Origin of the sequence: Burkholderia sp. FL-7-2-10-S1-D7, assembly GCF_001524185.1 — a bacterium.
In the GTDB taxonomy this organism is placed as follows: domain Bacteria; phylum Pseudomonadota; class Gammaproteobacteria; order Burkholderiales; family Burkholderiaceae; genus Burkholderia; species Burkholderia diffusa.
Genome location: NZ_LOWY01000074.1, coordinates 42,449 through 62,131, shown reverse-complemented (window position 1 = coordinate 62,131; position 19,683 = coordinate 42,449). Strand labels below are relative to the sequence as shown.

15 protein-coding genes are annotated in these 19,683 nt (G+C 66.9%); 2 read left to right on the top strand and 13 right to left on the bottom strand.

All coding sequences use genetic code 11. The annotated features are described in order from the left end of the window. Nucleotides 1-39 precede the first annotated feature (39 nt). The 9 genes from WS75_RS22645 to WS75_RS22600 form a co-directional block, all read right to left on the bottom strand. Entirely contained in the window at nt 40-282 is a 243-nt protein-coding gene (locus WS75_RS22645) for an MbtH family protein (RefSeq protein WP_059510746.1), read from the bottom strand. Between the two features lie 94 nt (nt 283-376). Further along, the gene (locus WS75_RS22640; RefSeq protein ID WP_059683328.1) at nt 377-1,045 is read right to left on the bottom strand and encodes an RNA polymerase factor sigma-70; all 669 of its coding nucleotides are present in this window, start codon (nt 1,043-1,045) and stop codon (nt 377-379) included. 369 nt (nt 1,046-1,414) lie between these two features. Continuing rightward, nucleotides 1,415-2,437, bottom strand: a complete 1,023-nt coding sequence (locus WS75_RS22630) for a fimbrial protein (RefSeq protein ID WP_059683324.1) — start codon at nt 2,435-2,437, stop codon at nt 1,415-1,417. Continuing rightward, the gene (locus WS75_RS22625; protein ID WP_059683717.1) at nt 2,434-3,180 is read right to left on the bottom strand and encodes a fimbrial biogenesis chaperone; all 747 of its coding nucleotides are present in this window, start codon (nt 3,178-3,180) and stop codon (nt 2,434-2,436) included. Before WS75_RS22625 ends, WS75_RS22630 begins: the two co-directional genes overlap by 4 nt. A gap of 16 nt (nt 3,181-3,196) precedes the next feature. Then, nucleotides 3,197-5,650, bottom strand: coding sequence for a fimbria/pilus outer membrane usher protein (locus WS75_RS22620; protein ID WP_059683322.1), 2,454 nt, complete (start codon nt 5,648-5,650; stop codon nt 3,197-3,199). Between the two features lie 122 nt (nt 5,651-5,772). Then, nucleotides 5,773-6,285 (bottom strand): fimbrial protein, encoded by a 513-nt coding sequence (locus WS75_RS22615; RefSeq protein ID WP_059683715.1) that lies wholly within the window; start codon nt 6,283-6,285, stop codon nt 5,773-5,775. 832 nt (nt 6,286-7,117) lie between these two features. Beyond that, on the bottom strand, nt 7,118-8,584 hold the full coding sequence (locus tag WS75_RS22610; RefSeq protein WP_059683319.1) for an efflux transporter outer membrane subunit: 1,467 nt from the start codon (nt 8,582-8,584) through the stop codon (nt 7,118-7,120). Beyond that, entirely contained in the window at nt 8,581-11,718 is a 3,138-nt protein-coding gene (locus tag WS75_RS22605; protein ID WP_059683317.1) for a multidrug efflux RND transporter permease subunit, read from the bottom strand. Before WS75_RS22605 ends, WS75_RS22610 begins: the two co-directional genes overlap by 4 nt. Before the next feature lie 19 nt (nt 11,719-11,737). Beyond that, the gene (locus tag WS75_RS22600) at nt 11,738-12,925 is read right to left on the bottom strand and encodes a MexX/AxyX family multidrug efflux RND transporter periplasmic adaptor subunit (RefSeq protein WP_059683315.1); all 1,188 of its coding nucleotides are present in this window, start codon (nt 12,923-12,925) and stop codon (nt 11,738-11,740) included. A gap of 150 nt (nt 12,926-13,075) precedes the next feature. Here WS75_RS22600 and WS75_RS22595 point away from each other — a divergent pair, with 150 nt between their 5' ends. Then, complete coding sequence (locus WS75_RS22595) at nt 13,076-13,723, top strand: TetR family transcriptional regulator (protein ID WP_059683314.1); 648 nt, start codon at nt 13,076-13,078, stop codon at nt 13,721-13,723. 341 nt (nt 13,724-14,064) lie between these two features. Beyond that, nucleotides 14,065-15,330 (top strand): M23 family metallopeptidase, encoded by a 1,266-nt coding sequence (locus WS75_RS22590; RefSeq protein ID WP_059683312.1) that lies wholly within the window; start codon nt 14,065-14,067, stop codon nt 15,328-15,330. A 138-nt stretch (nt 15,331-15,468) separates the two neighbouring features. On the opposite strand, the gene WS75_RS22585 is transcribed toward WS75_RS22590, so the two are convergent. The 4 genes from WS75_RS22585 to WS75_RS22570 all read right to left on the bottom strand — a co-directional run bounded on the left by WS75_RS22585 (nt 15,469) and on the right by WS75_RS22570 (nt 19,603). Beyond that, nucleotides 15,469-16,194 carry an amino acid ABC transporter permease gene (locus WS75_RS22585; RefSeq protein ID WP_059683712.1) on the bottom strand — a complete coding sequence of 242 codons (726 nt, stop codon included), beginning with the start codon at nt 16,192-16,194 and terminating at the stop codon, nt 15,469-15,471. 2 nt (nt 16,195-16,196) lie between these two features. Then, on the bottom strand, nt 16,197-16,919 hold the full coding sequence (locus tag WS75_RS22580; protein WP_059683310.1) for an amino acid ABC transporter permease: 723 nt from the start codon (nt 16,917-16,919) through the stop codon (nt 16,197-16,199). Between the two features lie 106 nt (nt 16,920-17,025). Continuing rightward, a complete protein-coding gene (locus tag WS75_RS22575) occupies nt 17,026-17,841 on the bottom strand; it encodes an ABC transporter substrate-binding protein (protein WP_059683710.1) in 816 nt (271 codons plus the stop codon). A gap of 457 nt (nt 17,842-18,298) precedes the next feature. Further along, nucleotides 18,299-19,603 (bottom strand): MFS family transporter, encoded by a 1,305-nt coding sequence (locus tag WS75_RS22570; RefSeq protein WP_059683307.1) that lies wholly within the window; start codon nt 19,601-19,603, stop codon nt 18,299-18,301. Between the last annotated feature and the right edge of the window lie 80 nt (nt 19,604-19,683).

The window sequence follows — 19,683 nt, the reverse complement described above, 5'->3', positions numbered from 1 at the left end:
TCCTCTTGAGGTGGCGCGCCGCACACGCGGCGCAGCGGGTCACGACGCGCGCGTTGCGCGATCGCCGTCCATCGCGCGGCGCAGGCTCGCGGGGCGCATGTCGGTCCAGACGGTCTCGATGTGCGCGAGGCAGTCGGCTTTCGGGCCGCGCACGCCGACCTCGCGCCACCCGGCCGGCACGGGCCGGAACGTCGGCCAGATCGAATACTGTTCTTCGTCGTTGATGACGACCGTGTAGACGAGGTCGTCGGTGTCAGCGGAAGGCGTCGTGGCTTGCGTCATGATCGAAAAAAGCGGGAGGCGGTTGAAGGAGGCGAAGCGGCGAACCGTCGGATCGGCCGCTCCTGTCTTGAAGACGATTGGCCGGCGCGATTTTTTACCGGCGCCGCGCACGGCCGCCGAGAAACACCGGGCACGCGTCACCGCGATGGCACGCGTCGAGGCATTCCGCGCAGTGCCGTTCCGCGTCGCGCACCATGAAATGCACGAGGGTTTGCGACACGTTCAACGCGCGCGCCGCGGTCTGCAGCGTCTCCTCACGCAGCCGCACCATCTCGAACGCCGCACGGCTGCGCGCCGGCAGGTCGTCGAGCGCGGCGCACACGCGGCGCAGCGTGTCGCGCGTCATCAGCGCGGCCTCGGGCGTCGGTTCCGGCGACGGCACGTCGAAGCCGTCGTCCTCTTCCGTGTGATAGACGTTTTCGAGGCTTTGCCGACGGCACGCGTCGACCGATGCGTTGCGCACCATCCGCGTCACGTACGCGACCGGCTGGCGCACCGCGTCCTGGTTCGGGAATTCGACGAGCTTCACGAACACGTCGTGCACGACGTCCTCGGCGCGGCTCGCACAGCCGACGAAGCCGCGCGCGACGTTGACGAGCATCGCGCGATGGGCGATCAGCACGTCGAGCAGCGCGCCCTGCGCATGCGGCTCGGCGGTACGGCGCGCCCGCGGCGCGGGACGCGACGGCAGGTCCGGATAACTGCCGAGGAACGGGTTCGCCGTTGCCGCTGCCGGTCGTTCGAGCACTTCCGCGATAGCCATCGATCTGCTCCGTCAAATTCCGAGATAGCGCAATTTAACGTAAACGCAAATCATTCTCAATACGATTACGGGATGCCCCTTTCGGTTGTCAGGATTTGTCTGATTAATTGACGGGTTCGGTGTTTTGACGAACGGGACAGGCCGAACGACAGGATCTCGACGAAGACGCCTCCGCCACCGTCGCACGGCTCGTGCCGGCCACCGCCGAAGCGCATCCGCGCCACGTATGCGACCTCGTGCATCGCCATCACAAGGTGTGTCGCCGGGTGCTTTGAGCGGCGCGCCGCGAGCCTGGAAAAAAGCGCCGGCATGCCGCCGCTTTCACATGATGTGCGTGCGGTGCGTCGAGCCGCGCTCGCGCGGCTCGCGTCAGTAGATGAACAGCCGGATCGTTGCAGTCGCATCGAACCGCCCGATCTTCGGCGGCCCGAACGACTTCAGCACCGCGTCCATCAATACGCTCTGGTTCATGACGTTGGACGGAAACTGAGCGAGGTTGAACTGTTGGTTGAACGGAATGGCCTTGCCCTGGCTGTCCTCGATCCCGATACCGAAATTGCTGTCCTTCGCCGGCACCAGCAAGCCGTTCTGAACCGGATAGCTCGTTTCGAAATATCCGTCGACGCGTACCGCGACGTTGCATTTCTTGGTCAACGACAACGAGAACCGCTTGCGCGGCACCGCCGGCATGAAGCCGTTGCCGACGGCCTGCACCTGTCCGAAATTGACGATGCCCGGTTCGGGCGTCACGAGCACGTCGACGAAGCACGGCGTCGGCTTGAGGTTGCGCAGGCCGCTCAGGCGGTACTGGAAGCTCGGGTTGTATGCATTCAGCCCGAACTCGCCGTCGAACTGGAATACCGTGTAGATATCGCTCGGTGGCTGGACCCAGTTGCCCTTCTTGCGCACGACGACCTGGTAGTCGATGCTGATACGGGTCTGCTCGCAACGTCCGCGATCGAAGTCGTACTTGCTGCACGGCGGTACCGAATTGCCGGTAAACACCCCTCCGCCGCGATTACTCGTCTTGTCGAAATAGTCGATTCCCTTGTAGCGGATGCCGATCTCCAGCCCCCACGCCGCCGGGTTCGTGCGATTCGGGTTCGCGTAGAAATAGATGTTGTCGACGACTTTCAGGCTGTCTGCATCGCCGAGGTCCTTGTAGCAATAACCTGACGTGGTGCGGACCGGCGACACCCAGATCACGTATCCGTCCGGCGCGTCGGTCGGATACGACGCGACACCGCCGATCGGCTCGGTCAGCGAGGTCGCACCGCTGTTCGTCAGGCATCTTAGCGCCCACGCCGGCTGCGCGGCCGCGACCAGCAATCCCAGCACGAGCCAGCGCAGCCACGCCGCCGGCAACCGCCGTGCGCGCATCCCGCCGCTCATTTCTTCACGCTCTTGCAGGCACCGGCCTCACACGCATACTCGACCGCCACCTGGCCGCCGTAGTCGTCCACGTGCGTGACGAACAACGTCGACGGCGTCGCGGCCTTGAACGGCACGTCGGCCATGCTCATCGGGCTCACCATCACCGGGTCCAGCGGCACATGCGTCTTCTGCGCACCCGAAGCCACGTCGACGATCGTGATGTGATACGGCGTCGGATTGTCGAACACCAGCTTGTGCGCCCCCGCGTCGACGCGCAGCGTCATCGGCAGCGTCCAGTCCTCGTCACGCACGGGCTGCACGCCCTTCGGCCGGTAGAACAGCTTCATCTGCGTGTGCAGCGCGATCTGCAGCGTGTTCGGCGTATCGGTCTTCGGCGGCACTTCGCGGATGTTCAGGTAGAACACCGATTCGCGATCGGCCGGCAGTTCGGTGCCCGGCAGCTTCGCGATGCGCAGCACGTTGCGCTCGTTCGCCTCGACGCGCTGCAGCGGCGGCACGACCATCAGCGGCGACGTGATCTTGTTGCCTTGCGTGTCCTCGAGCCACGACTGCACGAGATACGGATACGTCGTGCTCTTGTTCGTGATGGTGACGATCGCGGCCGCTTCGCCTTCGTTGAAGATCACGCGCGTGCGATCCGGCACGATCGCCGCATGCGCGACGCCGGCGAGCAGCGCGCTGGCCACGGCCAGCATGCACGATGCGCGGCGCGGGAAGGAAAGAGAGAAAGCAGGGTTCATCGCTGGATCCGTGAAATCATCGTTCGGTCCGTGCGGCCGCTGCATGCGGCTCGCCGGGCGTCTGGCACGTCACCGGAATCGGCGTGCCTTCGAGTTGAAGCTGGTTGGGCAGTGCATTCACCGCGCACAGCGTGCGTTCGCCTGCACGCACCACGAGCGCGGATTTCGGCTGCACCTGGGTCAGGAACGCGGCGCCGGCTTCGCCGACGATGCCGAGCTCCTTGCCGCTCGCCGCGTCCTGCACCGATGCGCCGAACGGCAGCGGCTTGCCGGCCGCATCGGTCAGCGTCAGGTACAGGTTGCTGCCGCGCGCGGTGGAGAACTTCACGAAGCCGATCGCGCCGTCGGTCAGCACCATGCGCTGGATCGGGTTCGACACCTGCACCTCGAGCGGCAGTTTCTCGACGTTGACGGTCGCGTCGTACACGTTGTACGGCGAGATCCCGTCGAGCACCGCATAGCCGCGCGAGTCGGTATGCGTGAGCGTGCCGGACAGCGGCACGTCGGGCACGCCGTCGGTCGATACCAGCAGGCGCGTATCGCCCGCGTTGCCGTTCGCATGCGCGGACACGCCGTACTGCGTCGCGACGAGCGAGCCGTCGACTTCGAGCGACGCGGCCGCGTACGCGTTGGCGAGCGTCGACGCCTGCGCGCTCAGCTGGTAGGTCGACGTGCGCTGGCGGAAGCTCGCGTTCGCCGACGCGCGGCCGTCGGTCGCGCCCGCGTTGATCTGGTAGGTGCGGCCGTCCGGATCGTCGTAGATGTAGCCCGCGTTCACGCTCGTGCTGCCGTTGCCCGTCGTCAGGTTCGACGTGACGGTGTGGCGGCCGCCGATCGGCAGCGTCGCGGTCACCGAGAACTGGTTGCCGCTCGCGCCCGCGCTCTGCGTGCGGAACGCGGACACGCTGACGTTCAGGTTGCGCAGTGCGCCGACCGAGAACGCGCGCGTCAGCGTGAGACCCACGCGCTGCTCGGACGAGCGCGCCCAATAGGTCGTCTGGTCGTACGAGAAATAGGTCGACGTGTCGCCGAAGCGCTTCGACATCGTCGCCGAGTAGCGCTGCTTGCTGTTGGCGAGGCCATACGCGGTCGGGTCGCCGGAGAACTGCGCGAAGTTGGTGTACTCGCGCTCGGAGAAGCGATAGCCGAAGAAGCGCACGTCCGCATCGAGCCCATCGAAGTGCTTCGAATAGTTGATACGGTACGAGTTGCCGTTGCGCGTCGCGCCATTCCACCACAGCCGCGCGCGTGCGTGCGTGACGTCGGCCGACACCGCGCCGAACGTGCCGAAATCGCGGCCGACGCCGAGCGCGATCGACGTATAGCCCGATGCGGCGATGAAGCCGCCGTACAGTGTGATGTCGAACGGCAACCCGTACGCGGCTTCGCCGAACCCGAAGAACGGCGTGATGCCGGCGCCGCCGAACTGCCGCGGCTTGCCGACGGCAGCCTTGTAGCGCAACTGTCCGGTGCGCGCGAGGAACGGCACGGCGGCCGTCGTCACCTGGAAGCGCTGCACGCTGCCGTCTTCCTCGTCGACCGTGACGTCGAGCGTGCCCTGCACGCTCGTATTGATGTTCTGCAGCGCGAACGCGCCCGGCGACACGCGCGTCACGTACAGCACGCGGCCCGCCTGCGACACGGTCACGGTCGCGTTGGTGCGCGCGACGCCCGAGATCAGCGGCGCATAGCCGCGCAGCGAAGGCGGCAGCATGCGGTCGTCGCTGCGGATCGACGCGCCGGTCAGCGCGAACGTGTCGAAAATGTCCGAGCTCAGGTAGTCGTCGCCGAACGTCACCGTCGACTGGATCGACGGCAGCGCGCGAAACGCGTAAAGCCGGCTGAAGCGGAACGTGCGGTCCGCATACGCCGTGTTGCCCACGTTCGACTGCACCTGGTAGTCGCCGCGAAAGCGCCACGCATCCCAGTTCGCGCCGATCGTTCCGTAGGCCTGGACCGAATTCGTCTGTCCGCCGCCCGAACCGAAGTTGCGATTCGTGTTCGCGATCACGCGATAGTCGAGCATCGCGCCCGGAATCCCGTCGGACCAGCTCGACGGGGGCAGGTACGTCGCATCGGTGAATTCGAGCGCGGCCTGCGGAATCGTGATCTTCAGGCGTCCGTCGCTCTTCAGGTAGCGCACGGTCGCGCCCTCGATCGCGCCGAGATCGACGCAACGTCCGCCCTGCAAGCGCGGCAGGTCCTTCGCGAGCGACGGTTTCAGCCCGAACCGCGCGACGAGTTCCGGCGGCAGGCACGGCTTGCCCGCGCCGGATGCGTCGAGCGCGATGAACTGGATCGCATGCAGCCCGTAGAACAGGTCGTTGACCTGCACGTCGAGCATGTATTCGCCCGGCAGCGTGAAGTCGGGCTGCGAGAACTGCGACAGGTCGACGTTGTTCGTGCCGTCGATGTCGAGGAACGACGAATTGAATTCCGTCGCATGGCTCTGGCTGCCGACCACCAGCACGGAGACGCAAAGGAAGGAATGTCTGATTCGCACGCGGCGCTACCGGAAATCCGAGGAAGGTGAGACGTGAAGGCAAGGAAGCCGGAGAAAGGGTGTGGACACCCCTTCTCCGGTACGGCCGCTTACTGGTAGCTGACCGTGAAGTTCGCGACGCCGTCGGCCGTACCCGGCGTCACGCCGGCGGCCGTGGCTTCGTACATTGCCGCGAAGCGTGCGGTGTTGGTGCCGTTCTGCAGCAGGGTCGGCGCCTTCTGTTCGGCGCCGTTGTCGAGGTATTCGCCCGACGCGGCCTGCAGGCGGATGCCGACGTTGGTTGCCGAACCGATCGTGGCGATCAGCTTCGGCTGGCCCGTGCTCGACGTGCCGGTGAACGTGAAGTACGCGTTCTGCGCGACGCTGGTGTCGCAGTCCGTCAGCTTGATGTCGAACGACACCGCGTCCGACTTGTCGCCGGCTTGCTTGAACTTGTTGGTGGGCACCTTGCCGAGCTGCACGGTCTGGTTGACGGAGTTCGAATCGATGCCGCATGCGCCCGCGACGATCTCACCCGTGAAGTTGATCGTGCCGGTGCCCGCTGCGAAGGCCGAGGTGGACAGGGCTGCGAGTGCGACCGCGCTCAGGAGGGTTTTTTTCATGACGTTTTCCAAGAGGATTGCAAAGGGAATGGACGACGTGGCGGATACAAAAGGCAGCGTGTGGTTGGCTCCCGTCCGTCACGAGGCGGCATTATCGAGATAAGAATGAAAGAATTATGTAAATCATTGTCAAATCCCAATGACAATCTTTGTTTTACGCCATTTAAAACCCACTCCTTCCCGTCGATTCTGAATCTCCGAATTTTCATCCGCAGTCCTTTTCTATTTTCAGGAACCAACTGAAAATTAAAGACAATTCCTTTTATGGGTTGAAATATCCAGGCATCTCTTTACTGGACAAGGACTTTCCGGATACCGGATGTGAACTGACAAAATTCTGTCCGATCCCGCCATCGTTGCCTGACCGCAACGAAACCATTCGCCGATTTTCAACTGGCAGGAAATTAATGGGCGATATTCAACGATGCGAAACTTTCGCGCAAACGATTGCCAAATCCGCATAAACGTTTTACCGCGACACTTTGTCGCCCCTGATTATTCGCAATACGTGAATTAATCGAATCGTCAACCCGGAATTAAAACGGCCGCATAAAGCCGTGCGCCGGGACGACATTCGCAGCACTGGATGGCGTTGAAACAGGAGGAAATCCGGCACGATCGGAGGCCGGCGGCGACGCGATCGGTCGCCGGAATGCGAGTCGAGTGGAAGGCGGCCCTTCAACCCGACTGCGTGGAGGAAAAACAGGACCGACGAAGCGCGCATGCACGTATCGTCGATCGCGGCCGGTCACCCGACAGCAGCAACACCGACCGGGGCAGCGGCGACGCATCGCAATGCGCCGCCGCCACCTGCCCGGTCCCGGTCAAGACATCACGCGGCAGTGTCGCCAGCGGTGGCCGGCGCCCACCCGCCGCCCAGCGCGCGATACAGCGCAATCGCATTCGCGAGCCGCAGCGCCTTGAGCCGGATCAGCTCATGCCCGGACTCGTACGTGCTGCGCTGCGCGTCGAGCAGTTCGAGATACGTCGCGACGCCACCCGCATAGCGGCGCTCCGCGAGTTTCAGCCGCGCGCCGTCGGCCGCGTAGACGTCCTGCTGCGCCGCGAGCTGGCGATCGATCCAGTCGCGCGCGGCGAACGCGTCGGCCACTTCGCGGAATGCGGTCTGCACGGTCTTCTCGTATTCCGCGACCGCGATGTGCTTGCGTGCGTTCGCGACGTCGAGATTCGCGCGATTGCGGCCGCCCGCGAAGATCGGCAGCGTGATGCGCGGCGCGAACGTCCACACGCTCGTGCCGCCCGCGAACAGGCTCGAGAACGCATCGCTGACCGAACCGTAGTCGGTCGTCAGCGCGATGCGCGGGAAGAACGCCGCGCGCGCGGCGCCGATCTGCGCGTTCGCGGCCTTGAGCCGCGACTCGGCCTGCCGGATGTCCGGCCGCCGTTCGAGCAGCGCGCTCGGCGCGCCGGGCGCCACCGGCGCGATCGCGAGCGTGTCGAACGCGGTGCCGTCCGCCGTCACGGTGCGTGCAAAATCGCCGGCGAGCAATTGCAGCGCGCGCACCGACTGCGCGTGTTCGCGCTGCAGCGCGGCCTGCGACGCACGCGCGGACGCGACCAGCATCTCGGCCGAACGCAACTCGATCGCGTCGCTCGTGCCGGCCGCGTAGCGGCGCTGCGTGAGCGCGGCGATGCGCTCGCGCGCGTCGAGCGTGCGCTGCGCCAGCGCCAGTTGCTCGCGCAACGACCGTTCCGAAACATACGCGCCGGCGACTTCGGCAATCACGCCGATGCGCACCGTGCGCTGCGCGTCGGCCGTCGCGAAATACTCGGCGAGCGCCGCATCGGACAGGTTGCGCACGCGGCCGAACAGGTCGAGCTCGTACGCGCTGACGCCGACGCCCGCGCGATACAGCCCGCTCACCGCGCTCTCGCGCACGACCGGGTCGTACTGGCGCGTGCGTTCGTAGCCGAGGTTCGCGTCGACCGACGGCATCAGGTCCGCGCGCTGCACGCCGTACAGCGCGCGCGCTTCGTCGAGCCGGCCGGCCGCGATCCGCAGGTCGCGATTGTTCGCGAGCGCGGCATCGATCCACGCCTGCAACGCCGGATAGGTGAAATACGCGCGCCAGTCGTCGAGCAGCGCGGCATCGGCGGATGCAGCCGATTCGACCGCCGGCTGCGTGTCGCCATCGACCGGCGTGTAGCTGGCCGGCACCGGCGCTGGCGGCCGCTCGTAGCGCGGTGCGAGCGAGCATCCGGCGAGCGCGAACGCGAGGGTGGCGGCCAGCGCGGCCCGAGCGCGCGGCGTCGCGCACGCCTTCAGGGAAAACGTCATTGCGAACCCTCCATCGTCGCCGGCTGCGATCCACCGCGCCGGCGCGGGCCGACGTCGAACAGGCGGCCGACGCTCACGAAAAACAGCGGGACGAGAAACACCGCGAGCACCGTCGCCGTAATCACGCCGCCGAGCACGCCGGTGCCGATCGCCATCTGCGCGCCGGACGCGGCGCCCGATGCGAACGCGAGCGGCAGCACGCCGACGCCGAACGCCAGCGACGTCATCACGATCGGCCGCAGCCGCAGGCGCGCGGCCTCGAGCGCGGCGTCGACGAGCGACATGCGCTGCGCGACGAGATCCTTCGCGACTTCGACGATCAGGATCGCGTTCTTCGCGGACAAACCGATCGTCGCGATCAGCCCCACCTTGAAATAGATGTCGTTCGGCATCGCGCGTAGCGTGACGCCGAGCACCGCGCCGATCAGGCCGAGCGGCACGACCAGCATCACCGCGAACGGGATCGACCAGCTCTCGTACAGCGCCGCGAGCGCGAGGAACACGACGAGCACCGACAGCGCGAACAGCATCGGCGCCTGCGCGCCCGACAGCCGCTCCTCGAACGACTGCCCCGACCACGCGTGGCCGATGCCGGCCGGCAGCTTCTCGGCGAGCCGCTCGATCGCGGCCATCGCCTCGCCGCTGCTGTGGCCGGCCGCGGCCGAGCCGTTGATCGTGAACGACGGATAACCGTTGTAGCGCGTGAGCTGCGGCGGCCCGAGCGTCCAGTGCAGCGTCGCGAACGCCGCGAGCGGCACCATCTCGCCGCGCGCGTTGCGCACGCGCAGCTTCTTCACGTCGTCCGGATCGAGCCGGCGCAGCCCGTCGGCCTGCACGATCACGCGGCGCACCTGCGTGCCGTGCATGAAGTCGCCGATGTAGTCGGAGCCGAACATCACCGCGAGCGTCGTGTTGATCTCGTCCATCGACACGCCGAGCGCCGACGCCTTCGCGCGATCGATGTCGAGTTTGAGCTGCGGCGCATCCTGCGTGCCGGCGAACATCAGGTCGGTGAGCGCCGGATCCTTGCCGCCCGCCGCGAGCAGTTGCTCGCGTGCCGCACTGAACGCCGCGTAGTCGAGCCCGCTGCGATTCTGCAGCCGGAAGTCGAAGCCGCTCGTCGAACCAAGATCGGGCAGCGCCGGCGAGTTCATCGCGAACACCGTGGTGTTCGCCGCACCCGCGAAGCGCTCGTTGATGCGCGCGACGATCGCCTGCACGTGATCGCGCGCGGCCTTGCGTTCCTTCCAGTTCTTCAGCGTGACGAAGATCATCCCGCCGTTCGGCCCTTCGCCGTACAGGTTGAAGCCGCCGAGCGCGAACGTATACGCTGCCGGCTCGTCGTTGCGGATATACGACTCGACCTCGCGCACGCTCTGCATCGTTTCCGCAAGCGGCGTGCCCTGCGGCCGGATCACCATCACCATGAAGTTGCCCTGGTCCTCGTCGGGCAGGAACGCGGTCGGCAGTTGCGTGAGCATCAGCGCGGCCGCCGCGGTCAGCGCGCCGTACACGACGAGCCAGCGCACCGGCTTCTTCAGCATCGCGCCGACGCGCGTCGCATAGCGCTGCGTCGCACGCGCGACGAAGCGGTTGAACCAGCCGAAGAAGCCGCGCTTCTCGTGATGGTCGCCGGACACCGGCTTGAGCAGCGTCGCGCACAGCGCGGGCGTCAGCGACAGCGCGAGAAACGCCGAGAAGCCGATCGACACCGCGAGCGCGAGCGCGAACTGCCGGTAGATGTTGCCCACCGCGCCGCCGAAGAACGCCATCGGCACGAACACCGACGTCAGCACGACCGTGATGCCGACGATCGCGCCGCTGATCTGCGTCATCGCCTTGACGGTCGCGTCGTACGGCCCGAGCCCCTCCTCGACCATCAGCCGCTCGACGTTCTCGACGACGACGATCGCATCGTCGACAAGGATGCCGATCGCGAGCACCATCCCGAACATCGTCAGCACGTTGATCGAGAAACCGGCCGCGTACATCACGCCGAACGTGCCCGCGAGCGCGACCGGCACGACCAGCGTCGGGATCAGCGTCGCGCGCAGGTTCTGCATGAACAGGAACATCACGAGGAACACCAGCACGCCGGCCTCGATCAGCGTCGTGACGACCTTGTTCATCGACACGCGCACGAACGACGACGTCTCGTACGGGATCTGGTATTTCACGCCCGGCGGGAAGTACGCGGACAGCGCGTCCATCGTCGCGCGCACGCGCTTCTCGGTTGCCACCGCGTTCGAGCCCGGCGCGAGCTTGATGCCCATCCCAGTCGCGGTCTTGCCGTTCACGTACGACGGATAGTTGTAGTCGTTGCCGCCGAACTCGATGCGCGCGACATCGCGCAGGTAGAGCGCCGAGCCGTCCGGCTGCGTGCGCAGCGCGATCGCGCCGAAGTCGGCCGGCGTCTTCAGCGGCGCGTCGGCGAACACCGTCGCCGCGATCGGCGCGGTGTCCGGCACCGCGCCGCGGCCGATGTCGCCGATCGTCACGCGCGCGTTGTGCGCGCGCACGGCCGACGAGATATCCGACGCGGTGAGGCCGTGGCCGGCCATCTTCACCGGATCGGGCCAGATCCGCATCGCATATTCGGCGCCCCAGAACTGCACGCGGCCGACGCCGTCGACGCGGCGCAGCGCCTGCACGACGTTCGCCGACGCGTATTCGCCGAGCTGCACGTCGGTCATCCGGCCGTCGTCCGACGTCAGCGACACGACGAGCTGGATGTTGTCAGCGGCCTTCTCGACCTGGATGCCGTCACGCCGCACGGGTTCGGGCAGCCGCGCCTCGACGGTCTTCAGCCGGTTCTGCACCTCGACGGCCGCGAGATCGGCGTTGACGCCCTGCTTGAACGTCAGGTACAGCGACGCCGCGCCGGCGCTGCTCGTCGCGGACGTATACAGCAACCCCGGCGCGCCGTTCATCTCGCGCTCGATCAGCGCGGTCACCGATTCCTCGACGACCTGCGCGGACGCGCCCGGGTACGTCGCATAGATGCTGACGACGGGTGGCGCGATGTCCGGGTACTGCGCGACGGGCAGCGCGCGTATCGCGAACGCGCCGCCGAGCATGATGAAGAGTGCGATCACCCACGCGAAGACGGGGCGATCGATGAAGAAACGTGCCATGTTGGTCTCGGTAAACCGGTCAGGTTTGACGGGCGGCCGCCTGTGACGCAGCCTTCGTCGGCGTTGCCTGCTCGACGGGCTTGACGGCGGTATCGGGGGCGAACTGCGCGGCGTTGTCGACGATCACGCGCTCGCCGCCCGCGAGGCCGCGCGTGATGCGCCAGTCGCGTCCGCTCATCCGGTCGGCGACGACCTCGACGTCCTTCACCTTGCCGTTCGCGCCGACCACGCGCACCGACGTGCGGTCGGCGGTGCGCAGCAGCGCATCGCGCGGCACGAGGATCGCGCGCTGGTCGACGGCCGCGTCGAGCGCGATCCGAACGTACGCGCCCGGCAGCAGTTCGCGTTCGGGATTCGGGAACAGCGCGCGCATCTCGACGGTATCGGTGGTCGGGTCGACCGCGAGATCGCTGAACAGCAGCCTGCCCTTCAGCGGATACGCGGTGCCGTCGGCACGCAACAGCGTCACCGTGACGTCGTGCTGCGCGATGCCCGTCGCGCGACCGCTCTTCACCGCGCGGCGCAACGCATCGACGTCGGCCGCCGGCTGCGAGAAATTCACGTAGATCGGATCGAGCTGCTCGACGGTCGTGAGCGGCGTCGCCTGGTCCTGGCCGACGAGCGCGCCTTCGGTCACGAGCGCGCGCCGCGCGCGGCCCGAAATCGGCGCGGTGACGGTTGCATAGTCGAGCTGCAGTTGCGCGCGGGCGAGTTCGGCCTTCGCCGAGGCGACGGCGGCTTTCGCCTGCGCGTCGTCGGCAACGGCCTCCGTGTGATCGCGCTCGCTGACCGCGTGGTCGCGCACCAGGTCGTCGTAACGGCGGCGCTTGTCGCTCGCCGCGAGCGCGGCGGCCTGCGCCTTCGCGAGCGCACCCTGTGCGGCGTCGCGTGCGGCCTTCAGCGGTGCCGGGTCGATGCGGAACAGCACCACGCCCTGCTTCACTTCCTGCCCTTCTTCGTAAGTCCGCGCGGTGACGATGCCGGCGACCCGCGCGCGCACTTGCGCTTGCCGATACGCGTCGAGCCGGCCGGGCAATTCGACGGTCATCGGCACGGCCGTCGGACGCACCGTGACGACCGTCGCGTGCTGAATGGCCTCCGGCGCCTTGTCCTGTTCGCCCTTTCCGCATCCGGTCACGAGCAGCATGGCTGCAAGCGCGAACGGCGCCAGCCGAAGGCGGCGCCCCAGGGAGCGTTTGTTGTTCATGTATGACCTCGGATCGTTCGCCGCCGATACAATGCGGCGGCTCAGGGTGGCCGATTATAATCAGTCACGACTGATTAAATACATGTGGTTGCAATCGAACCGCGTCACTGTGTCAATTAAGCGACAGCGAACTGTAAGGAAATTCACGCCATGGCCCGCAAGACCCGGGAAGAATCGCTCGCCATCAAGCACCGGATCCTCGACGCCGCCGAGCTCGTCCTGCTCGAGAAAGGCGTCGCGCAAACCGCGATGGCGGACCTCGCCGAGGCCGCCGGGATGTCGCGGGGCGCCGTGTACGGCCACTACCGCAACAAGATGGAAGTGTGTCTCGCGATGTGCGACCGCGCGTTCGCACGCACGTCGGAAGGTTTCGACGCGGTCGACAGCCTGCCCGCGTTCGCCACGCTGCGCCGCGCGGCGTCGCACTACCTGCAGCGATGCGGCGAGCCGGGCTCGATGCAGCGCGTGCTCGTGATCCTCTATACGAAGTGCGAACAGAGCGAGGAGAACGGCGCGCTGCAACGGCGCCGCATGCTGCTCGAGCTGCAGATACTGCGCATCACCAAGGCGCTGCTGCGCCGCGCGATCGCGGCCGGCGAACTCGCCGCCGATCTCGACGTGCATCTCGCGGCCGTCTATCTCGTGTCGCTGCTCGAAGGCGTGTTCGCGTCGATGATCTGGACCAACCGGTTGCGCGGCAATGTGTGGAACGACGCGGAAGCGATGCTCGACGCCGGCTTCGACGCGGTCAGAACGTCCAGCGCGCTACGCGTGCGTGCGCAAAAATTGCCTGCCTGACGAAAAGCCGCGCAATAAATGCTGATTTAACCCGATTTACCGCAGTGCGAAACGAATTAGCTGACCCTCTTTAAAATTTTTAACGTTTCGCGGAACATCGGTAGACTGACGCTGTCATCTTTCTTTAGCGTCTTCGTGGTAATCCGGGTGCGACCCGGAAAGTTCACGCCGCCGTTCGAAGCGGGCCTGCCCGCGAGTTGGGTCGAACGGAAACGACACAGGCCCCCGGCGGGGCCTGTTTTGTTGCACGCCCGTCGCCTGCCCCGTCGCCACCCGGCGGACATGCTGCCGATGGCTCCCGCCCACACCTCTTTGAACCGCTTTCCTGGATGTGGACACCCTTGGTCAAGCCTGCCGCAACCCCTGATGCTTTCGCGCCCGGCCGCGCGCAGCGCCTCGTGCGCGCGCTCGTGCCGGCCGCCGTCCTCGGCGCCCTCGCCGCCTTTGGCCTCGCCGCCGCGCTGCCGGCCGTCTCGCAACTGCCCGGGGCCGTCGATTCGGGCACGGCCGCGCTGCCGCAGCGCGTGCTGTCCGACACGCCGTTTCCCACCGCGCAGCATTTCGTGACGAGCGAACTCGCGCGCTCGATCGGCGTGCGCGACGAACTCAATGAACGCGGGGAGCGCAGCCTGCAGCCGGGCCTGTTCGCGCCGCTCAGCGCGCACCGCAACGACATGCTCGGCTATACGAGCCTGTTCCAGTTGGCGCCGCCCGAACAGCAGCACGGGATGCGCGCGGGCGACATCGAACTCACGCTGTCCGATACGCTGAACCGTCTCGACGTACCGCCCGAGGTACGCATCCAGCTCGGCGATCTCGTCACCGGCAAGGTCGCGATGCGCGCCGGCGCCCAGCGCGGCGACTACTACCGCCTCGCGTACGACACCAACAACGGCACGCCGCACCTCACCGCGCTCGAGCTGCGCGTCGCGGGCCGCACGTTCGGCGCGATCTGGTTCCGCGCGCCGGGCGCCGACCACGGCGCGTACTACACGCTCGACGGCGCACCGCTTGAGGCGGCCGCGTTCACGATGCCCGTCAAGTGGACGCGCATCAGCTCCTTCTTCGGCGAACGCATCCACCCGCTGTCGCAGGCGATGGCGTTCCATACCGGCGTCGACCTCGCCGCGCCGTCCGGCACGCCGGTCAATGCGGCGGCCGATGGCGTCGTGTCGTTCGTCGGCACCGATCCGGGCGGCTACGGCCACTACGTGATCGTCGATCACGCGGACGGTTATTCGACCTACTACGCACACTTGTCCGCGTTCGCGCGCGGGCTGAAGACCGGCGAAACCGTGAAGCAGGGCCAGCGCATCGGCTCGGTCGGGATGACCGGCGCGGCCACCGGCCCGCACCTGCACTTCGAAGTGCGCGTCGCGAACGATCCGGTCGATCCGCTCGTCACGCTCGCGAGCGCGCAGACCGGGCTGTCCGACATGCAGCTCACGGCGTTCCGCCAGGAAGCGGCGCAATGGCGCTTCCGCCTCGCGTCGATCAGTACGACGCCGTTCGCATTCGCGCAGACCGACGGCCCGCTGTGGGGCGACTTCGCGACCGGTCCGTCGACGCTGCGCGCGGTCTTCGATACGCACTACAGCGCGTCCTGACGCCGACGCATCGAAGCACCCCGAGCCTCATCACGCCCGTCGCCGCTCGAGCAGCGGCGACGCGGCCCGCAGCGGATCGCCGCAAGCGATCGATCTTCATCGCGGCCAATGCGCCTCAGGCATCGCACACGGCTGCCGTCACCGCGCGGGTTCCGTGCGCTCGGCCGCCGCCTGCGCGACACGCTCGGCACGCGGGCGACGCGACAGCAGCCAGCGCGCCGCGCCGTCGAGCGACGTGCACAGCACCAGATAGATCGCCGCGACGAACAGGAAGATCGGCGCCGGATAGACCATCAGCCGGTTGTTCACCTGCGTCGCGACGAACGACAGTTCCGGCACGCCGACGATGTACGCGAGCGACGTGTCCTTCACGAGCGCGACCCACTGGTTGACGAACGACGGCGTCATGATCCGGATCGCCTGGGGCAGCAGCACGTAGCGCACGGTCTGCCAGCGCGTGAGCCCGAGCGACAGCCCCGCCTGCCACTGCCCGTCGCCTGCCGCGACGATGCCCGCATGTACTGCATGCGCGAGATACGCACCGCCGATCAGCGCCAGCGCGCACACGACCGTCGCGAGCCCCGGCACGTCCATATGCAGCAGCATCGGCATCAGGAAATACGTCCAGAAGATCAGCATCAGCACCGGAATCGCGCGGAAGAAGGCGATGAACGCGAGCAGCAGCACGCGCAGCGGGCCGCGCGCGAGCGCCATCGCGACGCCGAGCGCGACGCCCAGCACCGCGGACGCGAGCGCCGACGCGATCGCGAGCATGAGCGACAGCGCGGCACCGCCGAGCGCGCCGTCCGGGAACGCGCCGACCAGCAGGTACGGCAGGTTGTCGAGCAGCAGCGAGAAGTCCATCGTCAGCGCCCCGCCCCGAGCCGGTCGCGCCATTGCGTGGCCGCGTATGCGCCGGCCTCGATCGCGGCTACCGCGGCGATGTACAGCACGGTCGCGACACCGAACGCGGCGAAGGTCTTGAACGTCTCGGTCTCGACCTGCCGCGACGCATAGGACAGCTCGGCGACGCCGATCGCCATCGCGAGCGAGGAGTTCTTCACGAGATTCATGTATTGGCCGAACAACGGCGGCAGCGCGATACGCACGGCCTGCGGCAGCACGACGTAGCGCAGCGACTGCATTGGCGTGAGGCCGAGCGCCGCAGCCGCATCATGCTGCGCGCGGCGCACGCCGCGCAGCCCGGCTTCGCATTCCTCGGCGACGAACGCGGCCGTGTACGCGCTCAACCCGAACCAGCCCGCGACGAACTCGAACGACGGCCACGCGAGCGTGAACGGGCCCGCGCTCAGTTGATGGCGCGCGTTCAGCCACGCGACCCACGTATCGGGCAGCAACGACGCGACGCCGAAATACCAGAACAACAACTGCACGAGCAGCGGCGTGTTGCGGAACGCGACGACGTAACCGGCCGCCAGCGTACGCGGCACGGCGCCGCGCGCATGCCGCATGACGGCGAGCAGCAGCCCGCCGACGGTCGCGGCGAGCGCCGACGCGGCCGCGAGGCCGAGCGTCAGCAGGAAGCCCTGCCAGAGCCAGGACAGATATTTGGGAGCCAACCCGAGCATGCCGTGGTGCGGGCGCGAAGCGCGCGATCGAAAAGAAACGGAAAGCGCCGCGGCCCCTGCGCACCGGCTTGACCGGCGGCGGAACGCGGCGCACCTGGTGTGGGACTCAGGTCTTGTCGCCGATGCGGAAGATGCGCGTGAGCGGCGTCTTCGTCGTCGGCCCGAACCACGCGTCGTAGATCTGCCCCGCGCGGCCGTTCGCCTCGAGGCCCTTCAGCGTGTCGTTGACGAAGCCGAGCAGGCGCGTCTCGCCCTTCGGTACGCCGACGCCCATGTAGTCGTTCGAAATCGTGAACGCCGGGATCTCGTAGTTCTGCTTGTCGGGCACGTTCGCGAGCAGGCCGATCAGTTTCGGCCCGTCCTGCGTGATCGCCTGCACGTTGCCGGCGCGCAGCGCGGCGAACGCGAACGGCGTGTCGTCGTACGCGACGATCGTCGCATTCGGGAATTTCTCGCGCAGCGTGATTTCGTTCGTCGTGCCCTTGTCCGCGCCGACGCGCAGGCTGTTCAACTGGTCGGCCGATTTCAGCACACCCTTCTTCGCGAGAAACTGCTGGCCCGACGAGAAATACGGGATGCTGAAGTCGACCTGCTTCGCGCGCTCGTCGGTGATCGTGAAGTTCGCGAGCACCAGGTCGACCTTGCCGGAAGTCAGGAACGGGATGCGGTTCGCAGGATTGGTCGGCTGCAGTTGCAGCTTCACGCCGAGCTTGTCGGCCAAGGCCTTCGCATAATCGACGTCGAGGCCGACGATGTGATGGCTCTTGCCGTCGACATAGCCGAACGGCGGATTGCTGTCGAAGGTCGCGACGCGCAGCACGCCGGCCTTCCTGATGTCGTCGAGGCGGTCCGCGTGCGCGACCGTGCCGGCCGTGACGAGTGCGGCCCCGACGAGCCACGTAGCGAGAGTGTGGATTTTCATGAGCACGACCTGATTTGTTTTGAAGGCCGCCGCGGATCGCGCGGCGGCCGGTTCGAGGAACATCGCGACGTTGTGTGTCGTCGCGAAGCCGCTAACGTATCAGCGCGTGCGGCGATTCCGAACCAACAAATGGTGCTTTGCTCTGCGGCTTTCGTGATGAGGCTTGCGGACGGCGGGCACCGCGGAACGCCTCGAAAAAAAGACGCCCGCTGCACGCAGCGGGCGCGAATCCCAGTCAAGGAGGTGTCACACGAACTACGGGTTCAGAATAAAAGCACCGCCCGCGGCGAACAACGAAGCGATTCCGATATCGATATCGCGCGTCCCGCGATGAGCTTGCACGCGTCCATGCGAAGCCGGCGCGCATGAAAAAACGGCGCGCCGCCTGTGTGGCGGAGCGCCGTCCCGTTGCACGTTGCCGGTCGATGCGGGCAGCTTCGCGAGGCTGCCCCGCCGATCACGGTTCGTGACGCAGATACCCTACCTTGCTCGGATCGCGCATCCGCCACGACACGAGCAGCGAGATCGCGCACAGCGCGGTCACGTACCAGTAGAAGGTTTCCTCGCTGCCCTTCGACTTGAACCACAGCGCGACATACTCGGCCGAGCCGCCGAAGATCGCGTTCGCGACCGCATACGACAGGCCGACGCCCATCGCGCGCACTTCGGGCGGGAACATCTCGGCCTTGATGAGGCCGCTGATCGACGTGTAGAAGCTGACGATCGCGAGCGCGATCGTGATCAGCGCGAACGCGGCCATCGGGCTCGTCACGGTCTTCAGTGCGTGCATCAGCGGCACCGTGCCGATCACCGCGAACACGCCGAACAGGATCATCGACGTGCGGCGGCCGATCTTGTCGGACAGCGCGCCGAACACCGGCTGGATCAGCATGTAGACGAGCAGCGCGACGGTCATCACGTTGCTGGCCGTCTTCGCGTGCATGCCGGCCGTGTTCACCAGGTACTTCTGCATGTACGTGGTGAACGTGTAGAAGATCAGCGAGCCGCCGGCCGTGAAGCCGACCACCGTGAAGAAGGCGCCCTTGTGACGCCACACGCCGCGGATCGTGCCCGCATCCTTCTTGTCGCGCGATGCGCTCGTCGACGTCTCGTCGAGCGATTTGCGCAGGTACAGCGAGATCAGCGCGGCCGCCGCGCCGCAGACGAACGGAATGCGCCAGCCCCACGCCTTCAGTTCGTCATTCGACAGCGCCTGCTGCAGGATCACCAGCACCAGCAGCGCGCACAGCTGGCCGCCGATCAGCGTCACGTACTGGAACGACGCGAAGAAGCCGCGCCGCCCTTTAAGCGCGACCTCACTCATGTAGGTCGCGCTCGTCCCGTATTCGCCGCCCACCGACAGGCCCTGGAACAGACGCGCGACCAGCAGCAGCGCCGGTGCGAGCGCGCCGATCTGCGCGTAGGTCGGCAGCACTGCGATCACGAGCGAGCCGCCGCACATCATCAGCACCGAGATCATCATCGCCGCGCGGCGGCCATGACGGTCGGCGATGCGGCCGAACAGCCAGCCGCCGATCGGACGCATCAGGAAGCCGGCCGCGAACACGCCGGCCGTGTTCAGCAGCTGCGTCGTCGTGTTGCCGCTCGGGAAGAACGCCGGTGCGAAGTACAGCGCGCAGAACGAGTAGATGTAGAAGTCGAACCACTCGACGAGGTTGCCCGACGAGGCGCCGACGATGGCGAATACGCGCCGCCGGGTGTCTTGCGCGGACAGCGCAGCTTGGTCGGTCTGGACGTCCATGGGTTGGTCTGTTCCTTTTAATGCTTTCTGGGCGAGACGGCTGGGGGCCGCCGCGAGCGGTCGCACGTGGCACCGGTTCC